The following is a 20,653-nucleotide window of genomic DNA, read 5'->3' on the forward strand; positions in this document are numbered from 1 at the left end:
CTGGTTTCCTACTTCGCTAATTCGTTACATAATTGGGCAACCGTTTGGGTTGCCTCTGGTTGTGCACATTGTCTCGCCTTTGCTGCCATGTTGGCAATCTTTTGTGGTTCAGTGACCAAGGGCAACAGCGTTTGCGCTAAGGTGTTAGCGTTAAAATTCGCTTGTGGCATGCGTATTGCCGCTCCTGCTGCCACTAATACTTCGGCGTTGGCGGTTTGGTGGTCGTCAACGGCGTGGGGAAACGGCACAAAAATCGCGGCTTTCCCGGCAGCGGCCACTTCACTAACCGTAAGGGCACCGGCGCGACAAATTACAATGTCTGCCCAGTCGTATGCGCTGTCCATATCGTGAATAAATTCACTGACTTCGGCGTCTATATTAGAAACTTGGTAATTTTTAGCCACCGCCTCTTGGTTATTCTTACCACTTTGGTGGCGAATACTCAGCGCCGTGTCTGGTACTAGTTCTAATAACTTTTTCATCCCCTCAGGGACCATTTGATTAAGCACTTGCGCCCCAAGCGAACCACCAACAATCAGAACATGCAGCGGCGACTCTACGGTTTTGTCTTTGAGGTTACAAACACTAGCACGCACTGGGTTGCCCACTACCTGGGCTTGTTTGGCACTAAACGCGCCAGGAAAACCGCACAGCACCTTGTTAGCTATTTTTGCCAGCAACTTGTTGCTCATTCCTGCCACCGCATTTTGCTCGTGGATCAACAGCGGAATGCCCATCAATTTGGCAGCCAATCCAACCGGTCCCGTGACATAGCCGCCCATAGCCAGTACCACATCGGGTTGTCGCTGTGTCAAAATGCGCTTTGCTGCCAGCACTGCCCGCAGCACCATTAAAGGGGTGCTCAATAGCCGCTTAATGCCATTACCGCGCACGCCCTTCATGGTAATAAAGTCAATGTCAAAGCCATGCCGTGGCACCACTTCGGCTTCCATTCTATCGGCCGTACCGACCCAGCTAACTTGCCAATTTTGTTGTTGCAGCTGCTGAGCGACAGCAATACCGGGGAATATATGACCACCCGTACCGCCCGCGACCACCAGAAGACGTTTTGTCATCGTCTACCTCCACGGGATGTTGCTTGTCGGGTCGACATTTTAGTTTCAAAATCAACCCGTTGTAATATACCTGCGGCAATGGTCATGACCCATAAGCTCGAGCCGCCATAGGACACAAACGGCAGGGTAAGCCCTTTCGTTGGCAAAATACCGGCACTGGCGCCAATATTCACCACTGCCTGAAAGGCAAACCAAATGCCAATGCCGAGCGCCAAATAGCCCTCATATTCTTGCCCTGCTTTGAGTGCTTTTTGGCCAATAAATAAGGCCCGCGTCACTAACACGCCAAGCATCACAATAATGCTGAGAACACCGACAAAACCAAGTTCTTCGGCGATCACCGCAAAAATAAAGTCGTTATGCGCTTCAGGCAGGTACTGTAGTTTTTGAATACTATTACCTAGGCCTTGCCCCAACCAGCCACCTTGACCATACGCCATTAACGATTGTACTAACTGATAACCGGCGCCAAAGGGGTCTTCCCAAGGGTTTAAAAAGCCCACTACGCGCTTCATTCGGTAGGGTTCGATGATAATAAGCACCACCACCAAAGACACTCCGGTGAGCATCAAGGTGAAAAACTGCCATAATTTCGCCCCGGCTAGAAACAGTAATCCCACCGTGGTCACAAACATCACCACCACAGTGCCTAAATCGGGCTGCATTAAAATCAAAAAGGCATACGCGGCAAACACAAGAATGGGCTTGGCAAAGCCTTTAATGTTTTCTTGCACCTCTTCGCGCTTACGCACCAAGTAACCGGCGATGTAGCTGAAGAAAAACAGCTTGGACGCCTCTGCCACTTGTAAACCAAAGGGCCCTAGAGGGATCCAGCGTTTTGCGCCATTGACCTCACGGCCAATTATCAAGACCGCCACTAACAACACCAAACCAAACAACAGCAAATAGGGATTACTGCGCTTCCACCAAGTCATGGGCACATTGGTGGCGAACCAAAACAGGATCAGCGAACCGATTAAAAACACCACATGGCGATAGGTGAAGTGGTAGGGGTTATCAAATAACCGCTCGGCTACCGGCATAGAAGCACTGGTCACCATCACAAAGCCCACCCCAATAAGCATTAACATGCTGTACATCAAAGGTACATCAAATAAGCTTTCTGATTGGCGCGGTGTAAATGCTTCGCGAATTTGTGCCGTATTAACTAGCAACGGTAACCCTCCACAATACTGACAAACTCATCGCCTCGTGCCATGTAGTTCGGGTACATGTCGATGCTGGCACACGCCGGAGCTAACAACACAATATCGCCTGCTGCTGCCACGGTTTTGGCCCCATGTACAGCGTCTGCAAGTGAGTCTACAAGGTGGCTATTGCGATGCAGTGGCATAAACTGTTTGCCATCTTTACCAAAGCAAAACAACGCTTTACAGTGCTGCTGTAAGGGCTGTTTTAACGGCGATAAATCGGCGCCTTTGGCATCACCACCGACAATCAATAGTATATTACTGCGCTCATGGGCCAGTGATTGTAGCGCAGCCACGGTTGAACCAACGTTGGTGGCTTTGGAGTCGTTAAAGAAGCGCACCCCTTCCACGTCTGCTACCAGCTGGCAACGGTGGGGTAAGCCACTGAAATTGGCAAAGGCATCAGCAAAGGCGGTCATGCTCACCTGCAGCGGCGCCAATAACGCCATCACGGCTAAAGCATTAAATTGGTTGTGACGTCCCACCATGGCTAAGCTGCTTACCGGCAGCAATGGCGTATCAAGGTGAGCAAAATAGTCCTCGCCCTGATGCGAGGCAATATGATAATCCCCAGCGGTTAATGACACACTTACTCCCTCACCTTGCTTGGCAAAGGTACGTTCATCATCGGCATTAAACACCACATGCTCAACGTGGTCATAAATTCGCTGCTTGGCCTCAGTGTAAGCGGCAAAGTCTGGGTAGCGGTCCATATGATCTTCGGTAACGTTTAAGATCATCGCAGACAGGCAGTTAAGGCTGTGGGTGGTTTCCAGTTGAAAACTCGACAGCTCTAACACAAACACGTCGTGGTCTTGCTCTAATAGGGCCAGCACTGAGGTGCCAATATTCCCGCCTAGGCCCACGTTAAAGCCGGCGCTTTTCAATACTTCTGCGGCGAGGCTGACAACGGTTGACTTACCATTGGAGCCGGTAACCGCAATCACCGGCTTGTCGTTTAACCGGGCAAACAGCTCAATGTCACCAATCACCTCAACGCCGTCGGCAATGGCTGCGGCAACGCTTTGCTCAAACAGCGGGATCCCGGGGCTAATAATGATCAGATCGGTTTGCGATAAGGCGGCATCAGCCAAACTGCCAAACACCGCTTCACATTCTGGGGCATTATGGTTGAGCCAATCAGCACCTGGGGGGACTGGACGCGAGTCCACCACTTTGGGGTTAATGCCATGAGACAGCAAAAAGCGCACGATCCCCTGACCAGTTACGCCAAGGCCAACCACAGTGACATGTTTACGCTTTAGTTGCTCTAAATACATCATTATCTAATCTTCAACGTTGCTAGGCCCGCAAGCACTAGGATGATTGAAATAATCCAAAACCGCACAATGACCCGCGGCTCGGGCCAGCCTTTTAGCTCATAATGGTGATGAATAGGCGCCATGCGGAAGATCCGCTCACCGCGGAGCTTATAGGAGCCCACCTGTAAAATCACCGACAGTGCCTCCATCACAAATACCCCACCCATGATGATAAGCACCAGCTCTTGGCGTACTAAAATGGCAATGATCCCCAGTGCGCCACCAAGCGCTAGAGAACCGACATCGCCCATAAACACTTGCGCTGGATAGGTGTTAAACCACAAAAAACCCAAACCGGCTCCAACAATCGCGGTACACACCACCACTAATTCACTGGTTAGCGGTAAATGTGGCAAATGCAGGTAGTTGGAGAAGTTGGCGTTACCAGTCACATAGGCAATGATGGCCAAGGCAGAAGCCACTAAAATGGTCGGCACAATCGCCAAGCCATCTAAACCATCGGTAAGGTTGACGGCATTAGAGGTGCCAACAATAACAAAGTAGCTCATGACGATATAGAACAGCCCCAGCTGCGGCAATACATCTTTTAAAAATGGTACGATCAGCGTGGTTTCAGCGGCGTTACTAGAGCTAAAATACAAAAACGACGCCGTTGCCAAAGCAATCACCGACTGCCAAAAATATTTCCAACGGGCAATTAACCCTTTACTGTCTTTGCGGATCACTTTGCGGTAATCATCAACAAAGCCGACAATTCCTAGGCTGCCAATCACAAACAGCGTTACCCACACGTATTTATTGCTTAAATCGCCCCACATCAGGGTGCTGGTAAAAATGGAACATAAAATCAGTAAGCCGCCCATGGTGGGCGTGCCCGACTTCGACAGGTGCGATTCTGGGCCATCATCACGAACCGTTTGACCAATTTGCATGCGCTGTAAACCAGCGATAAGCTTAGGGCCAAAATACAAAGAAATCAGCAGCGCCGTTAAGATCCCCAAAATGGCTCTTAAGGTCAGGTACGAAAAGACATTAAAGCCACTGTAATACTGCGTGAGGTACTCGGCTAGCCAAACTAACATGCTGCGTCTCCTGTTTCGCTATCCGTTCGGCCAGCGGTTACTAATTCTGCTACTAATAATTCCATGCGGGCACTGCGAGAACCCTTTACAATCACGGTGCATGGTTGTGATTGCTCTGCCAACACCTGTTTCAATGCCGCTAACATACTTTCCCGAGTGGAAAAGTGGCGGTTGGGCTTTTCAAATACATTACTGGCGCTGCTACTGAGCACCCCGAGGGAGAACAACTCATCAATGCCTTTGGCTTTGGCGTACTCACCGACTTCCTGGTGGTAGGCACGAGCATCTTCGCCGAGCTCCGCCATATCGCCTAATGCCAGTACCTTGTAGCCTTGCATTGACGATAATAAGTCAATCGCGGCATTCACCGACTTAACGTTGGCATTATAGGTATCATCCACCACCCGCAGTCGTGGTGATACTTGGATCATATTGACTCGACCTTTCACCTCTTGCATTTGTGCAAGCCCAGAAGCCACTTCTGGTAAGCTGGCGCCAAGCTCGGTGGTTAAGGCCGCCGCGATCAGAGCATTATTGACGTTATGCTCGCCAGAGAGCGGCAATGCTACCTTAATACGCTCATCTCCACGGCACAGAGTGAACTCTGCTCGGGCAATGTCATCAAGGGTTACGTCTTCAACCCACATGTCTTCTGCTTGCTTAACGCTATAACGCTTAACGTTATCGACCGTGAGGTTGTCTTGCCACATTTGCGCATAATTACTGTCGGCGTTAATCACCGCGATCCCACTGGGTTTTAAGCCAGAGAAGATTTCTCCCTTGGCTTGACCAACGCCATCAATGGAGCCAAAGCCCTCAATATGCGCCGGTGCGACGTTGCACACAGTGGCAACATCTGGATGCACCAAGGCCGTAGTATAGGCGATTTCACCAATGTGATTGGCGCCTAGCTCAATCACCGCATATTCGTCATCTTCAGCTAAACGCAATAAAGTCAGCGGCACGCCAATGTCGTTATTAAAATTGCCTTTGGTGGCTAATACCTTGCCTTTTTGCGAGAGAATGGCGGCGCACATTTCTTTTACTGTGGTTTTCCCCACACTGCCGGTGATGGCAATGGTTTTCGGCTGTACGGTTTCGATCACCGCTTGGCCAAGTTTGCCTAAGGCAATGCGTGTATCTGGTACCACAAATTGCACCATATCGATGTCATGGTTCGCTTTTGAGACGATGGCGGCAATGGCGCCGCGCTCTTTGGCCGTCTGTAAAAAATGATGGCCATCAAAATTCGGCCCTTGCAAGGCCAAAAACACCTCGCCAGGTGCTAACGTTCTGGTGTCTGTGTTTATATTGGCAACCGCCAAGTTATCCCCGTCGTAAGGGGTGTTTAAGACTTCTGCAAGCCAAGAAAAATCGATCTTGATCATGCCTTTTCCCCTTTTAAAATCGCTGTCACGCATTGTCTATCACACAGTTCAATGCGTTCAGTTCCTATAATTTGATAATCTTCATGGCCTTTACCCGCAATCAGCACCACGCTGTTTTCATCGCCCGCGGCAATGGCTGTGGCAATGGCTTGCGCTCTATCAGGCTGGCACAGAGCATACTCAGGGTGGATGAGTCCAGCCTTAATATCGTCGATAATAAGATTGGGATCTTCGCTTCTGGGGTTGTCACTGGTGATCACTAATTTATCGGCATACTTCTCTGCTGCCCGGGCCATTTCGGGGCGCTTGCCTTTGTCGCGGTCGCCACCACAGCCAAACACACAAATGAGCTCCCCTGGCACGTGCGCTCGCAATGCCTGTAATGCCAGTGCGAGAGCCTCTGGGGTGTGAGCGTAATCGACAATACAGGTGGGCTTTTGTGCTGCACTGAATGGCTGCATACGCCCCGCAACCGGTGCTAAATCTGCACAGGCATCGGCCAATGCTTGCAATTCGCCGCCTTGCACCAGCAAGCTGGCGATGGCTGCAGCAAGGTTATAAAGGTTAAACTCACCATACAAGGGCACATCAATTTGGTACGTTCCCCAGCTGGTATCGAGCCGAGCACTGAGGCCTTGCGGATGAGCGTTAACTTCGCTGAAGAACACATATTGATCATAGCCGTGTTGCTCTGGCTTACGGCCATACACCACTAAGTTGTCAGCGGCAAACTCCTGTGCCCACTGAGCCCCCACTTGATCGTCAATGTTGATCACGCGGTAATTAGGGTTGCAGCGACTAAACAGGGCTTTTTTTGCTGCCGCGTAGCTTTGCATATCGCCGTGATAATCTAAGTGGTCGCGACTGAGGTTGGTAAATACCGCCACATCAAAATCACAATTATCCACTCGCCCTTGCACTAAGCCATGGGAGGACACTTCCATTGCCACATGCTGATAGCGGCTGTTTAAATACGCCAAAATACGTTGCAAATCGACATTGGACGGGGTGGTGTTGGTCAACGGCACTAAATCTTCTGGTTTACCATAACCCAAGGTTCCCACCACAGCGCCACTGCTGCCAGTGAGGGTGGCAAGATTGGCAATCATTGCGGTGGTGGTGGATTTGCCATTGGTGCCAGTCACACCAGTGAGTTTGAGTTTATTACTGGGGTAGCCATAAAATTGGCTGGCAATGGCGGCTAAGTTTGCTGCTAAATCATTAACATAAATGGTTTGCTCTGGGGCAATATTCAATTCGCTACCGGTTTCTGCCATAACATAACTGGCGCCTTGGGCAATGGCACTGGAGGCATACTTAGCGCCATCTTGCTGATGGCCTTGCAGCGCCACAAAACAGTCACCGCTTCTCACTTCGCGGCTATCAATACGAAGATCTTCCACGGCAAATGGTCCGCCGCTAACACCGTAAGCGGATAAGACTTCAGTTAGATCACGCGTCATTATCTTCTCCCGATACGTAAGCCACTCGCTCTTTATCTGGTGCCACATTCAGTATTCTTAAGGCGTTAGACATGATTTCGGCAAAGGCTGGACCCGAGGTTTGCCCGCCATAATAGACATCGCCAGCCGGTTCGTTCACCATTACTACCACCGCTAAACGGGGATCGCTGACCGGCGCAACACCGGCAAAATAGCCAACGTATTCATCGCCATACCCACCGGCAACGGCTTTTTTCGAGGTCCCGGTTTTACCTGCAGCACGATAACCATCAACGGTTACGCTATGGGCCGTACCACCACGTTCAAACACCGATTCCATCATTTCCACCACCGCACGGGTGTTGCGTTCAGAGAAAATGCGTTCCCCTTGCGGTTGCTCATGTTGTTTTAAAATAGTCAAAGGTCTAAGAATGCCGCCGGAGCCAAACATGGCATAGAGTCTGGCCATTTGCGCAGTACTGGCAGAAACGGCATAGCCATAGGATAAGGTTGCTACTTCAAAGTCAGACCAACGGCGGTTGGGGTAGAATAGCCCAGAGCTTTCGCCAATCATCATCGACCCTGTGGTGTCACCAAAGCCAACCTGTTGGTAGTAGTTAATAAAGTCTTCTTTGGGGATCCGTTGTGAGATTTTTGCCACGCCCATGTTACTGGAAATTTTAACGATTTCTCTGAGGCTAAGCTCACCGTTATTGCGAGTGTCTTTGACTAAACCACCACTGAGGTTCATCCATCCTGGATAGGTATCGATCAGTTCTTCAGGTTGCACTGCGCCATATTCTAAGCCGGCTAAAATCGCCAACGGCTTAAGGGTAGAGCCGGGCTCAAATAAGTCGGTCATGGCGCGGTTACGGCGTTTATAAGGCGCCGCAGTACTTAAATCATTGGGATTAAAACTGGGGCTGTTAACCAGAGCTAAGATCTCACCGGTGTGAACATCCACCACCATGGCTGAGCCTGAGGTGGCTTTATAGCTTAACACCGCTGATTTTAAGGCACGGTAAGCAATAGCCTGGATCCGCAGGTCGATGCTTAAGTGGACATCTTCTGGCTCAACCCGTTGCTCTTCCGACAACACCTGTACTTCACGCCCTTGGGCATCTTTACGAATGGTCCGTTTTCCGGCGGTGCCCGTGAGCGCCGAGTCAAACATGCGCTCCACCCCTTCAATGCCTTTGCCATCGATATCGGTAACACCAATCATATGAGCGGTGACCTCGCCGCTGGGATAAAAACGTTTTGATTCATCCAGCAAGTGAACCCCAGGTAAGCGCATTTGACGAATGTAGTTGGCTACCACCGCAGTCACTTGACGCTTTAAATAAACAAAACGGCGTTCAGGATTGCCACGCAGACGTTGGTTTACTTTTTTAGGGTCTAAACGCAGTACATCCGCCAGCTCTCGCCAACGGATTTCTTCCGCATACCTTTGTTGTTTACGACGTGCCAATTCGGCTTTATCGTCGGCCAGGGTTTTATAATCTTCTCCGGCTTTGCGCGCTACACGCAGCACTTTTTTACCCAGTGCTTTATCAATAGCTAAAGGGTCGGCATACACACTCACCACCGGCACGCTCACCGCCAGCTCTTTGCCATTACGGTCAAAAATCATGCCGCGCTGCACATTTAGTTTTTCAACGCGAACGGTGCGCTTTTCGTTTTCAGCAATCGCCTTATCGGGCTCTATCACTTGTAAAAAAGCCGCTCTGGCTACCAAGGTCATAAACACCAACACCATTACGCTGCACACTAGCGCAAAGCGCCAGGTGATCATGGATTGCGATTTTTGCTTGGGTTTATTCATGGCAGTACAATCACCTGTTCATCTTTACTGGTTGGGCGTTTCATCTCTAATTGCATTTTGGCGATTTCTTCAATCCGAGCGTGTTGCGAGTAAAACTCTTCTTCAACCACCAAGTAACGCCATTGCAGGTCTAGCTCATCACGCTGTTGCAACAATTCATCTTGTAAAATCAATTGCTGCCGAGTTAAGTGCGTAACCTGCACCACCGCCAATGCCGAGACCAAAATACTAATAAGCAAAAATGCCGTCAGCTTATTGGCGACTAAGTAGTAGCCAATTTCTGAAAATAAGTTGGGCTGACGCTGCTTATTGGCACTCATTAGAGTTTCTCCGCCACTCGCAATACAGAGCTGCGCGCTCTGGGGTTCTGAGTAATTTCCTCAGAACTGGGCTTAATGGCTTTACCCACTGCCTTTAAGGTGAGATTTTTTTTAAGTTGTTCATCCGTTAAAGGCAGACCTCTGGGTATCGCCTCTCCCTTACTCTGCTTTTTAATAAACTGTTTCACGATGCGGTCTTCTAGCGAGTGGAAAGAGATCACCACCAGGCGACCGCCGGGCTTGAGTACTTCAAGCGACGCTTGCAGTGCGGTTTGAATTTCTTCTAATTCACTGTTGATGTAAATGCGGATGGCTTGGAAAGTCCGTGTAGCTGGGTGTTTGTGCTTATCTTTCACCGGCACGGCGTCATCAATCAACGCGGCTAATTGTGCCGTGGTGGTGATGTCAGTGTGTTCGCGCACTTCAATGATTTTACGTGCGATGCGAGTGGCAAATTTCTCTTCGCCATACTTTTTGATCACAAACACCATTTCTTCCAACTCAGCTTCAGCCAACCACTGTGCGGCGCTGCGGCCAGAATCGGGGTCCATGCGCATGTCCAGCGGCCCGTCTTTCATAAAGCTAAAGCCACGGTCGGCATCATCCAGCTGCGGGCTAGAAACGCCAATATCTAACAAGATGCCATCGACCTGACCTAAGATACCCGCTTGCTCTGCCACCGCTTTAATATTGGAGAAACGGCTGCGAGCAATGCTAAAGCGCTCATCGTCGGCAAACTTCTGCGCAGCTTGAATGGCTTGCGGATCTTGATCGATGGCCTGCAAGCGGCCTGTGGTAAGACGCTTGAGGATCTCACCAGAATGACCACCACGACCAAAGGTGCCGTCAATGTATGTGCCCTCGGGCTTGATTGCCAAGGCATCGAGGGTTTCGGCCATAAGTACCGAAATATGTTTAAACTCTGCGCTCATTAATTTCTTTATCCCTACAAGGAAAAGTTTTCCAGTTCAGGGCTTTCCTCAAAGTTTCCTGAGTGTTCAATTTTGGTATCGCTTTGCATTTGCTGATACCAGCGTTCTTCATCCCAGATTTCAAATTTGTTTAATAGCCCCACCAGCATGATCTTTTTACCTAACTGCGCATGGGCACGCAGTGAAGGCGCCAATAAAATGCGGCCATTTTTGTCTAGTTGGTATTCTGTAGCATGACCTAGCAACATCCGTTGCCAGCGTCTCACTCTGGGATTGGTGTTAGAGATACGACTTAGTTTGGTCTCGATTTCTAGCCATTCGGCAAGTGGGTAGAGCCATAGACAAGGTTCATTAATCGCAATAGTACAAATCACTGTGCCCTGATCTTCAGACAGCAGCGGTTGCCGGTACTTAGTGGGTACCGCAAAACGCCCTTTGTCATCCAAAGCCAGCGAACTTGCACCTCGAAACATGAGTGATCCTATTTAGAAGTTGGCCGATCCAGTTTGATCCACTAAAACCCACTTTTTACCACAGAAGAACAGTCTAGGGCTTGACAAGCACTTTTGTCAAGCAAAGTAGGCGTCTTTAACTCCTTTGCAAGCCAGAAAATTCGCGGGATTTGTGGAAGATTATGAATTTGGTGGAAAAAAGTGGGAAGGTAAAAATTTACGTTACTTTTTGACAGAAAAATTACCCTTCACTTGCATTTTAGAAATTAAAAATTCCATTTGTTAACGTCTGCAGTTAAGTCTTTTTAATAGCAAGGATTTTACTAAATTTGCTTGGTTGTACCGAAATGATTCGGTATTATTCGCGCTCCTCAAACGGCACCTTAGGTGGGATTATTCTGAAATCATCAATACAATTTCGCTTTTATCGCTTACTCGTGCTGATTTGCTTGCCTAGCTTACTGATTATTTTATTTCTATTATGCGAGCAGCGCCAGCTAGCATTAACACAACAGTCACAACAAGCGCTGCTCTATGCCAAGCAAGTTTCTGCGATGCAACAAGTAGAATTGGCCGATACCGAGCAAGTGTTAACGCAACTGGCAACACAACTGGACCATTTTAATAGCGAAGACCCTAGCTGCCCAGCATTGCTCTACCACGCCATGCTGCTGCGCCCCAATTGGGCCAATATTGGCATAGTCAATGGTGATGGTGATGTCGTGTGTACCACCCACCAACAAACCCAAAGCACCATCAATATCGCCGACCGTGGTTACTTTCAAAAGGCACTGCAAAGTGGTCAATTTAGCATTGGTGAATATCAAATAGACCGCAGTATGCGCCGCGCCACCGTCAACTTTGCTTTACCCGTTTATGATACTCAGCAACAGTTTCAGTTTATGTTAGTGGCGGTAAAAGGGCTCGACCATTGGAGTCAAACCCTCGCCAAGCTGCCTTTGCCGCCGGCCACCAAAGTCATGATTGCCGATGCCAAACAGCAAATCGTTGCCCAGTATCCCAATGCCAAGGCGCATTTGGGTAAATCGGTCAACAGCAGCTGGCCCTCCGACTTAACGCAGCAAGCCAAGTTAATTACCGCAACCGATGGTCAGCGCTTGGTGTATCTTAAGCTGCCGCTAAGCGCCCATAGTCAAGCGCTGGAAATGTACTTTAGCTTTGATTTTGAATCGCAATTAAGCCGCATCGATAAACGTTTTGCCGTTTTTATCGGCTTATTTGTCACCGTTATTGCCTTGTTGTTATGGCAAGCACACTGGCAGCTAAAGCGGCTGTTATTAACCCCACTGGAACGGTTAAAAACGGCCATTAGCAAACTGGAGTCTGGGCAATTGGACCCCGCCTTTAGCAACACCAGTATGCCAACCGAGTTTGCCCACTTAACTGAACGCTTTGCCAACATGGCAGCGATACGACTCGATGCTGAAGACAATGCCAATCATCGCCTTGCGGTGCTGCGTGCCTTGATCAATGCCTTACCCGACAGCTACGTACGGTTAGATCAACAAGGCCATATTCTGTCGCGTTATGGCGCTCTCACTGACAACCAGTTACTGTTAAGAGAGTTACTCCCTGAACACATTTATAAGCGTATTTGTGCTGAACTGGCGCTCCTGAACGATGACACCTATGTGCAACTGGAGTTTTCACCACAATTAAACCAAGTGGTCGAGTGTCGCCTGTGCGCCATTGAAGGGCACCCACAGGCACTGTTGATCATGCGTGATATTAGTCAGCGTAAACACCAAGAAGAAGCGCTGAACCTCGCCGCCTTGGTATACAACAACAGCAGCGAATGCATGATCATTACCGACGCCAATGGCTTTATTCTCGACGTTAATGTCGCCTTTACTCAAGTAACGGGCTATAGCCGCGCCGAAGTGTTAGGTAAATCCACGGCGATTCTGGGCTCGGGGCAACACGACAGGCATTTTTACCAACAAATGTGGCAGCAACTCAATGACCAAGGTCGCTGGCAAGGTGAAATTGTCAATCGCAAGAAAAATGGCGAGCTGTACACCGAATGGTTAACCATTGATAGCGTCTACGATAACAACCGCCAAGTTTACCGTCGTGTGGCGATCTTCACCGATATCACGGAAATGAAGCGTAAAGATGAGCTAATTTATAAGCAAGCGCACTTTGATGAACTAACCCAATTGCATAACCGCTTGGGTTTAAAAAAGCACCTGAAAAAACACCTTCAGCCGAGCGATACGCCGCTGGCGGTGTTGTTGTTAGACATTGATAACTTTAAAGACATCAATGATACCCTAGGCCACTACGTTGGTGACTTAGTGCTTAAAGAAACCGCGCAGCGGCTGAAACAGCTAAACTCGGCAGCATTCTTGTCTCGTATTGGTGGTGATGAGTTTGTTTTTGTGTTGCCCGATGACACTGACCGCGGCCGCAGTCAAGCGCTGGCCAAGCAAGTACAAGCCGCGCTAAAACCGGTATTTACAATCCAATCCGAGCAGTGCCACTTATCGGCCAGTATTGGCATTGCCGTAGCACCTTTTGATGGCAAAGGTACTGAGGCGATTTTAAAAGCAGCCGACCAAGCCATGTATCGTGCCAAGCAACAAGGTCGCAATGGCTATGCCCTGTTCGATGACAGCTTACGACAGCTAGCGGAATCGCGAATGCAAATGCTCAAAGGCATACGCACCGCTTTGCAGCAGCAAGAGTTTGCCATGCATTATCAACCCATCGTCGACTTAAACGATAATGCCATTGTCAAAGCCGAAGCCTTGATCCGCTGGTGTCACCCTGAGCAAGGCATGATAAGCCCAGGCGAGTTTATTCCATTGGCGGAAGAAACCCAGCTGATCCATGAAATTGGCGACTTCGCCTTTACTCAAGCACTGGACACCTTGGCACAACTGCAACGAGCAGGCCGCACGCTGGCACTAAGCATTAATGTCTCGCCGGTGCAATTTGCCGCCAAGAACTACACCTTATCGACCTGGCAGCAGCTCACGCGATTGCAACTGCATACTGAGCAAGTGATACTGGAAGTCACCGAAGGCATGATGATGCATAACGATAGCCGCACTCAACAACGCATTGAAGAGTTGAAACAACAAGGCTTTCAATTGGCATTGGACGATTTTGGTACTGGCTACTCATCTCTAGCCTATTTAAAACAGCTCGACTGCCAGCTGGTGAAAATAGACAAGCGTTTTGTCGATGGCATTGCCACCAACGCCGATGATTTAACCTTGTGTGAAACCATTATTTTGATGGCTCATCGCTTAGGGCTAAAAGTGGTGGCAGAAGGCATTGAAACCGCCACCCAGCATCAACTGCTAAAACAAGCAGGCTGTGACTTTGGCCAAGGTTATTATTACAGTAAGCCCATTTGCCAACAGGAATTTTTGGCGTTAGTAAAAGAAAAAAGCCACATCACTGTGGCTTAATCTTTGAACCTAAAGGCCAAGTTTATTCGCTTAGGCCTAGTGCAGTGATCATTTTATTAGCGACATCCACATGGTGTTGTAGCGTCGAAAATTGCTTGGTTACCCCTTCTGGGCCAAAAGCATAGACCGGCACGGGTGCCGCAGTGTGGGTACCTGTGCCCCAGACTACATTTTGTTCTGCAGCAATAGCACGGGCGATTTTGCCCGTGTAGTCTTCTTTGGCATAGACATAGAAGTCACTGAAGTCTTCAAACGCTGGGATCATCCCCGCAGTTTTGTCATCATACACGCTCTGCCCTACCTTCGCGGCTTTGTCTATGCTCACTGAGTATGAGGTCATGGCTTCAATGTGGTTTTTCCAGGTTTGTCCAGAAACCGTTTCGTAAGCCTCATCAGGAGCAGCGGCGCCAAGGATATCAAAGAAGGTACCGGTTTGATTGTAGAGCTTATCAAGCTGTGCTAATGGCCCAAAGTTAAACTTAGGGTGATAGGCTTTGCTTTCGCCATTCACGTGCATACCATCACCTGGTAGGTACTGCGCTTCTGGGCGCTCGTGCTTCGAGTAACTAAAGCCAAAGCTGCCTGTTTCGTGGTCAGCGGTCACCACTACCAAAGTGTCGTTACGGTCTTTTACCCATTCATGCACTGCGGCTACCGCTTCATCAAACTTAAGTAGTTCGTTTAGCATCCAACCGGCATCATTGGCGTGTCCTGCCCAGTCAATCTGACCACCTTCAATCATTAAGAAGAAACCATCTTCATCTTGAGAAAGAATATCCAATGCCTTAACGGTCATTTCTTTTAGCGAAGGTTGGGTACAGCTGTTATCTTGCTGACACGCTTTGTAGGCAATAGCGTCATTCATACCCGAGTTGGCAAACAAGCCCAATACTTTGTCACCGTCAAAGCTATTTAACTGAGTTTTATCGAACGCCAGACCATAGCCATAGTCATCTCTGGCTTCAAGCACTAGATTCTTATCATCGCCGCGTTTGGACTTTTTATAGACGTAATCTGGCATGCCTAGTGCGGCTAACTCAGCTTGTACCTCAGGGTCATCGGCCGTGGTTTGTGGCACAAAGACACGGGCACCACCAGAGAGCATCACATCAACATTGCCAGAACTAATTAATTGCTCTGCGATTTCGGCTTCATACGAACGGTGTGGCATATGCGCCGCGAAAGCTGCTGGTGTTGCGTGGGTAATACGGGTGTCGGAAACCAACCCAGTGGCTTTACCCGCTGCTTTGGCCTTTTCTAAAATGGTTGCCACTTGATTGCCCTCGGCATCAAGGCCAATCATTTCTGACCCCGCGGCAATACCAGTGGCCAATTGCGTAGCTGAACACGCCGAGTCGGTCACTAGACTGCCGGTGTCACCATGTGGAGCATTAAGAGAAAGCCCTAAGTGGCCGCTGTTGGCAAGTTTTGACAGCGCAGTTTGATTGCCTTTACTGTTATAAACAGAATTGGGGGCGCGCTGGGCATATTCTTCTAATAATCCGACTTGCTGTGGCCCCATACCATCTCCGATCATCAAGATGACGTTTTTTACTTGCGTCACTTCTTGCACTGGGACTTCTTTAATGACTTCCACCTCTTTGATCACCTCTACGGTTTTGGTGTCGTCATTACACGCGGTCAGTAAAATTGCTGAAACAGCAACGGAGAGTAATTTTTTGTTCATCATTTTGTTCCTGAAACGTAATATTTGTATTTAAGACCGGCACATTCTAGGCAGGAATAATGACTCTTTTATTGCAAAGAAATGATAAAAAAGTCATAAACAACAAACAGTTACGGTATAACAAAACAAAATAGGAACAATTACTTAGTGGTTTGCTTCTGCTTTTTAAACAATTTCGAGATCGGTCGACTGGAAAAGCCAAATACAAAGATGCTCAATAACACAGTGGCCATGGCAATTTGTGTCACTTGCATACCATGTGTGACTTCTTCAGTTAATAACATAAGTGTCAACACCACAGAGGCCAAGCCTTTCGGGCCAAACCAGGCCAGCGTAAAGCGCTCTTTATTACTCAGCCCTTTGCCAAGTAAACAAATAAACACTGGCAACAAACGAAACAACGCCGTAGCGAGCAAGGCGTATAGCCAAACTTGCCACTGCACGTTAACCAACAGCACCACACTGGCTGCCATGCCAAAGACCACCCAAATCATCAGCGCCGCAAACTCAGCTAGGTGCTCTCCCTCTTCGATGAGCTGATCTTTAAACTCATCACGGTAATATTTATCAAATAACAAGCCACTGATGAAGGCGGCGATAAAGCCGCTGCCATGCAGCGCTTGGGTAACGGCAAACACTAAAAAGGCAATGCCAACAAACAGAAATGGACTGGTTTTGGAAGCAAAGTAGTGGTGGTTATAGGCTTTTTTAAGCAGCCAAATAATCGTCATGGTCAAGCCACCAGCCACGGCCAGCGCAATACCCACTTCGCGGGCAAACAAACTAACAAAGGAGCCGGTGGTTGGCTGCATGTTATCGCTTAACACCGCTAGCAGAAACAAGAATGCTGGAATACATAAGCCATCATTTAAGCCACTTTCAACATTAATGGCCTCACGCAAACGACTGGGTACGCCCTTGTCGGTAATAAAGGTTTTGCACAAGGTGGCATCAGTAGGCGTTATGATCACCGCCACAATAAAACTCAATAACCAAGATAACTGGAATAAAAAGTGCGCCACCGTAGCAGCAAACAGCATGGTGAACGGCAAGCCTATCAATAACTTTAATGGCAGTTGAAAACTGTGGGATAACACGCGCAAGCGCGTTTTAGCGGCGTCTGAGAAGAGGTAAATAGCCAACGTCAGCTCGATGATCGGCAGTAGCGTTTGCAGCCCTTCCATGTCCATTGCCAACGCCTGTTGGGTGGCGTCAACATTGGTCCACACCCAACCGATAACAAAGCCCGTTAGCACAAACCACATCGGCGCGGTAAGCTCAGCTCGGTCGAGCTGCCGCACCGAAATAGAATAAATAAAAATAGACAAACCTATGACTGCAATGAGGGTATATATCACCAGCGACTTCCTATGTATTAATTTTTTGCAAAAGTTAAACCGCTCAGTTAATAACCCTGAGCACACGCCGCGATTTAAGTTATGCACTCAGTATAGGTAGGTTCATCCATAACTGCCGCTGCTCGCTACCGGTTCAGTAACCGTAATTAGTATTAATAGCCGTTTGGATTTTTGCTTTGCCAGCGCCATGTATCTGCCATCATGGCATCGAGACCACGCTCGGCTTGCCAACCGAGTTCAGCTTTGGCTTTTTCTGGGGCGGCGTAACAGGCGGCAATGTCACCATCGCGACGCGGTTTAATTTCGTAGGGTACGGTTTTACCCGCGGCTTTTTCAAACGCAGTAACCATTTCTAGTACCGAGTAGCCATTGCCGGTACCTAAGTTATAAATGTGCGTGCCTGTTGCTGCCGCGATTTTTTCCAGTGCTTTCAAATGGCCAATGGCCAGGTCAACAACATGAATATAATCTCTTACGCCGGTGCCGTCTTTGGTGTCATAGTCATTACCAAAAACACCTAAGCTCGCCAACTTACCCACGGCAACCTGTGAGATGTAAGGCAGTAAGTTATTGGGAATACCATTGGGATCTTCACCAATTAACCCCGACTCATGAGCACCGACCGGATTAAAGTAGCGCAAAATGGCAAAGGCCCAGCGCGGGTCTGACTTAGCCACATCTTGCAGCACCATTTCCACCATCAGCTTGGAGGTTCCATACGGATTGGTGGTGCCGCCAACCGGGAAGTCTTCACGGATAGGTAAGCTTGCCGGGTCGCCATACACCGTGGCTGAAGAACTAAACACCAACTTAAATACTCCAGCCTCGCGCATGGCATCGAGCAAGGTTAGTGTGCCTTGCACATTATTTTGGTAATACTCGATGGGTTTTTGCACGGATTCCCCCACCGCCTTGAGTCCAGCAAAGTGGATCACTTCGGTAATGGTATATTGTGAAAAAATCGAGTCTAGAAAGGCCTTATCAAGAATGTCGCCTTGATGAAAAATCGCTTCCTTGCCAGTAATTGCAGCTACTCGCTGTAATGCGGTTTGTTGCGAGTTGCTGAGGTTATCAATCACCACTACTTGTTTGCCCAGCTGCAGTAGCTCCAATACGGTATGGGAGCCAATGTACCCAGCGCCGCCGGTGACTAGTATCGCCATACTATTTCCTATCTTGATAAATTAATTTTGCAATGCTTGTCATTGTATACAAGTTTACCTCGGTTAGCCTGCCTTAGTGGCGCAAACAAAGGCCAGTTTTTGCTGATGAAAGCTGAGCCGAGAAATAGTGGTTTCACAGTAACTCGAGAGGTTACTCATTAAATGCACTTTTTTCGGCGCGCTAAGGTCACGGTAGTAGATGCGATTATCAAGTGCATAGGCAATTCGGTTTTTATCCAGCCAAGCATAATCTTGCACCTGCTTTGGCAAAGCAAAAAAGCGCTCAATATGGTCGTTACTGGGCTGGTAAGTGGCAAACCACATTTGATTATTAACCAAGTAACTAAAACCAAATACACCTCGCGCGGCATTAAAGGTTAAGGTGCGGCCAATGTCTTCGTCGATGATTTCTGGTCGATGACCACGAACGTCGGTGTATTGCAGTGTATGAGGGAGGTGTTCATTAGCACCTAAAATAAATAAAATTAAATCTTGGTTTGCGCCCCAAGCGTGATAGCCCACCGGCTTGATGTGCTCAAATACTCTCTGGCGTGGCTGGTTGCTATCAAACGGGTAGAACCACAGCCTTTGCGCGCCAGACGACTCCACCACTATGGTGCTTAGCCCTTCACCATTGGGGTGTAAAGTCGGTGAGTATTCTGACTCAGGGCTCATAGTGAGGTTACTGGTGGCATGCTCATCAAAGTTATAAAAAAACAGATCCGTTTGCTGGGTGTCGCCAGCAATCACTTCCTTGGTGTAGTAAACGCCATTGTCCACCACCACAGGCTGGTTATGGTAAGCGCCATCATCGGTAATGGGGCGGGCATGAAAAGCGGGTTCTAGTTCGGCCAGCCAGATTTGGCTTTTTGGCATTTGTGCCACCCCAGGTAAGCTACAGAGCGCGGCCAGTAGGCCTGCTGTAAACTTGCCGCGAAATGATGTAAGCATGACTAATTCCTTGCGATTATAATTTTCGTTATTACGTTACTGTAGCAATGATACCCAAGCTAGGTTCACAAGCAAAGCTTGCCAAAAACTTCTCTTCGCGTAACATCGAATTAACGCAGCACAAATTTGTAGGCAAGATGATGTCAGATAAACACCCCATTATCGCGATCACCGGTAGTTCTGGTGCCGGCACCACCACCACCACCAGCGCCATCAAACATATTTTCCGTAGCCTGAATACTAAGGCTGCCTATGTTGAAGGCGACAGTTTCCACCGCTACACGCGACCAGAAATGGATAAGTTGCGCCGTGAAGCCCAGCAAGAAGGGAAACACATTAGCTATTTTGGTGAGGAGGCCAATGATTTTGGGGCCTTGGCAGAGCTGTTTAAAAGCTATGGTGAAACCGGTAATGGCAAAGTGCGCCGTTATCTGCATACCTTTGATGATGCCGTCCCCTACAATCAGCTGCCAGGCACATTTACCCCCTACCAAGCACTGGATAACGACACCGACATGCTATTCTATGAAGGCCTTCATGGCGGTGTAGTGACCCCAGAGCATGATGTCGCCAGCCACGTTGACCTATTAATTGGCATGGTGCCTATCATCAACTTGGAGTGGATCCAAAAATTGATCCGCGATACCAGTGAGCGCGGTCACTCTAAAGAAGCGGTGATGTCGTCTATTGTGCGCTCTATGGATGATTATATTAATCATATTACGCCGCAGTTTTCCCGTACCCATATTAATTTTCAGCGCGTGCCAACGGTTGACACCTCGAACCCCTTTAGCGCCAAAGACATTCCGTCACTGGATGAGTCGTTTGTGGTGATCCGCTTTCGCGGCATCGACGAAGTCAATTTCCCTTATTATCTGCAAATGATAGAAGGCAGCTTTATGTCGCGAGTTAATACTCTGGTGGTGCCTGGTGGCAAGATGGCCTTAGCCATGGAGTTAGTGCTAACACCACTTATAAGAGAGCTGCTGGTAAAAAAGCGCGCCTATGAAAATATGGCCCCTGTGGATTTACCCATCTAACGG

Annotated in this window: 16 protein-coding genes; 2 read left to right on the forward strand and 14 right to left on the reverse strand. The window is 48.7% G+C overall.

Annotated elements, in window-relative coordinates; translation table 11 throughout:
• Window positions 1-8: 8 nt before the first annotated feature.
• Genes murG through mraZ form a run of 10 tightly spaced genes read right to left on the reverse strand, consistent with a single transcriptional unit; the run spans window position 9 to window position 11,032 of the window.
• Window positions 9-1,076, reverse strand: coding sequence for an undecaprenyldiphospho-muramoylpentapeptide beta-N-acetylglucosaminyltransferase (gene murG, locus ACNKW2_RS10330; RefSeq protein WP_419148483.1), 1,068 nt, complete (start codon window positions 1,074-1,076; stop codon window positions 9-11).
• The gene (gene ftsW, locus ACNKW2_RS10335; protein ID WP_419148484.1) at window positions 1,073-2,251 is read right to left on the reverse strand and encodes a cell division protein FtsW; all 1,179 of its coding nucleotides are present in this window, start codon (window positions 2,249-2,251) and stop codon (window positions 1,073-1,075) included. Before ftsW ends, murG begins: the two co-directional genes overlap by 4 nt.
• The gene (gene murD, locus ACNKW2_RS10340) at window positions 2,245-3,570 is read right to left on the reverse strand and encodes a UDP-N-acetylmuramoyl-L-alanine--D-glutamate ligase (RefSeq protein ID WP_419148485.1); all 1,326 of its coding nucleotides are present in this window, start codon (window positions 3,568-3,570) and stop codon (window positions 2,245-2,247) included. Before murD ends, ftsW begins: the two co-directional genes overlap by 7 nt.
• Window positions 3,570-4,652 carry a phospho-N-acetylmuramoyl-pentapeptide-transferase gene (gene mraY, locus ACNKW2_RS10345; RefSeq protein ID WP_419148486.1) on the reverse strand — a complete coding sequence of 361 codons (1,083 nt, stop codon included), beginning with the start codon at window positions 4,650-4,652 and terminating at the stop codon, window positions 3,570-3,572. The genes murD and mraY overlap by 1 nt, the downstream gene beginning before the upstream one ends.
• Window positions 4,646-6,040 carry a UDP-N-acetylmuramoyl-tripeptide--D-alanyl-D-alanine ligase gene (locus tag ACNKW2_RS10350; RefSeq protein ID WP_419148487.1) on the reverse strand — a complete coding sequence of 465 codons (1,395 nt, stop codon included), beginning with the start codon at window positions 6,038-6,040 and terminating at the stop codon, window positions 4,646-4,648. The genes mraY and ACNKW2_RS10350 overlap by 7 nt, the downstream gene beginning before the upstream one ends.
• On the reverse strand, window positions 6,037-7,503 hold the full coding sequence (locus ACNKW2_RS10355; RefSeq protein WP_419148488.1) for a UDP-N-acetylmuramoyl-L-alanyl-D-glutamate--2,6-diaminopimelate ligase: 1,467 nt from the start codon (window positions 7,501-7,503) through the stop codon (window positions 6,037-6,039). Before ACNKW2_RS10355 ends, ACNKW2_RS10350 begins: the two co-directional genes overlap by 4 nt.
• Complete coding sequence (locus ACNKW2_RS10360; protein ID WP_419148489.1) at window positions 7,493-9,307, reverse strand: peptidoglycan D,D-transpeptidase FtsI family protein; 1,815 nt, start codon at window positions 9,305-9,307, stop codon at window positions 7,493-7,495. The genes ACNKW2_RS10355 and ACNKW2_RS10360 overlap by 11 nt, the downstream gene beginning before the upstream one ends.
• Window positions 9,304-9,627, reverse strand: a complete 324-nt coding sequence (gene ftsL, locus ACNKW2_RS10365; RefSeq protein ID WP_419148490.1) for a cell division protein FtsL — start codon at window positions 9,625-9,627, stop codon at window positions 9,304-9,306. Before ftsL ends, ACNKW2_RS10360 begins: the two co-directional genes overlap by 4 nt.
• The gene (rsmH, locus tag ACNKW2_RS10370) at window positions 9,627-10,559 is read right to left on the reverse strand and encodes a 16S rRNA (cytosine(1402)-N(4))-methyltransferase RsmH (RefSeq protein ID WP_419148491.1); all 933 of its coding nucleotides are present in this window, start codon (window positions 10,557-10,559) and stop codon (window positions 9,627-9,629) included. Before rsmH ends, ftsL begins: the two co-directional genes overlap by 1 nt.
• A gap of 14 nt (window positions 10,560-10,573) precedes the next feature.
• On the reverse strand, window positions 10,574-11,032 hold the full coding sequence (gene mraZ, locus ACNKW2_RS10375; RefSeq protein WP_419148492.1) for a division/cell wall cluster transcriptional repressor MraZ: 459 nt from the start codon (window positions 11,030-11,032) through the stop codon (window positions 10,574-10,576).
• Window positions 11,033-11,358: 326 nt separating this feature from the next.
• On the opposite strand from mraZ, the gene ACNKW2_RS10380 reads away from it, so the two are divergent.
• Window positions 11,359-14,451 carry a bifunctional diguanylate cyclase/phosphodiesterase gene (locus ACNKW2_RS10380; RefSeq protein ID WP_419148493.1) on the forward strand — a complete coding sequence of 1,031 codons (3,093 nt, stop codon included), beginning with the start codon at window positions 11,359-11,361 and terminating at the stop codon, window positions 14,449-14,451.
• Between the two features lie 22 nt (window positions 14,452-14,473).
• Here the strand turns inward: ACNKW2_RS10380 and ACNKW2_RS10385 are convergent, their stop codons facing one another.
• The 4 genes from ACNKW2_RS10385 to ACNKW2_RS10400 all read right to left on the reverse strand — a co-directional run bounded on the left by ACNKW2_RS10385 (window position 14,474) and on the right by ACNKW2_RS10400 (window position 19,610).
• Window positions 14,474-16,138 carry an alkaline phosphatase gene (locus ACNKW2_RS10385; RefSeq protein WP_419148529.1) on the reverse strand — a complete coding sequence of 555 codons (1,665 nt, stop codon included), beginning with the start codon at window positions 16,136-16,138 and terminating at the stop codon, window positions 14,474-14,476.
• A gap of 140 nt (window positions 16,139-16,278) precedes the next feature.
• Window positions 16,279-17,496 (reverse strand): cation:proton antiporter, encoded by a 1,218-nt coding sequence (locus tag ACNKW2_RS10390; protein WP_419148494.1) that lies wholly within the window; start codon window positions 17,494-17,496, stop codon window positions 16,279-16,281.
• A 152-nt stretch (window positions 17,497-17,648) separates the two neighbouring features.
• Window positions 17,649-18,659 carry a UDP-glucose 4-epimerase GalE gene (galE, locus tag ACNKW2_RS10395; RefSeq protein ID WP_419148495.1) on the reverse strand — a complete coding sequence of 337 codons (1,011 nt, stop codon included), beginning with the start codon at window positions 18,657-18,659 and terminating at the stop codon, window positions 17,649-17,651.
• A gap of 63 nt (window positions 18,660-18,722) precedes the next feature.
• Entirely contained in the window at window positions 18,723-19,610 is an 888-nt protein-coding gene (locus ACNKW2_RS10400) for a TolB-like translocation protein (protein WP_419148496.1), read from the reverse strand.
• Window positions 19,611-19,750: 140 nt separating this feature from the next.
• Between ACNKW2_RS10400 and ACNKW2_RS10405 the strand changes: the two genes are divergently transcribed.
• Window positions 19,751-20,650, forward strand: coding sequence for a phosphoribulokinase (locus ACNKW2_RS10405; protein ID WP_336569298.1), 900 nt, complete (start codon window positions 19,751-19,753; stop codon window positions 20,648-20,650).
• Window positions 20,651-20,653 lie beyond the last annotated feature (3 nt).

Origin of the sequence: Pseudoalteromonas 'SMAR' (assembly GCF_048515945.1) — a bacterium.
GTDB lineage: Bacteria > Pseudomonadota > Gammaproteobacteria > Enterobacterales > Alteromonadaceae > Pseudoalteromonas.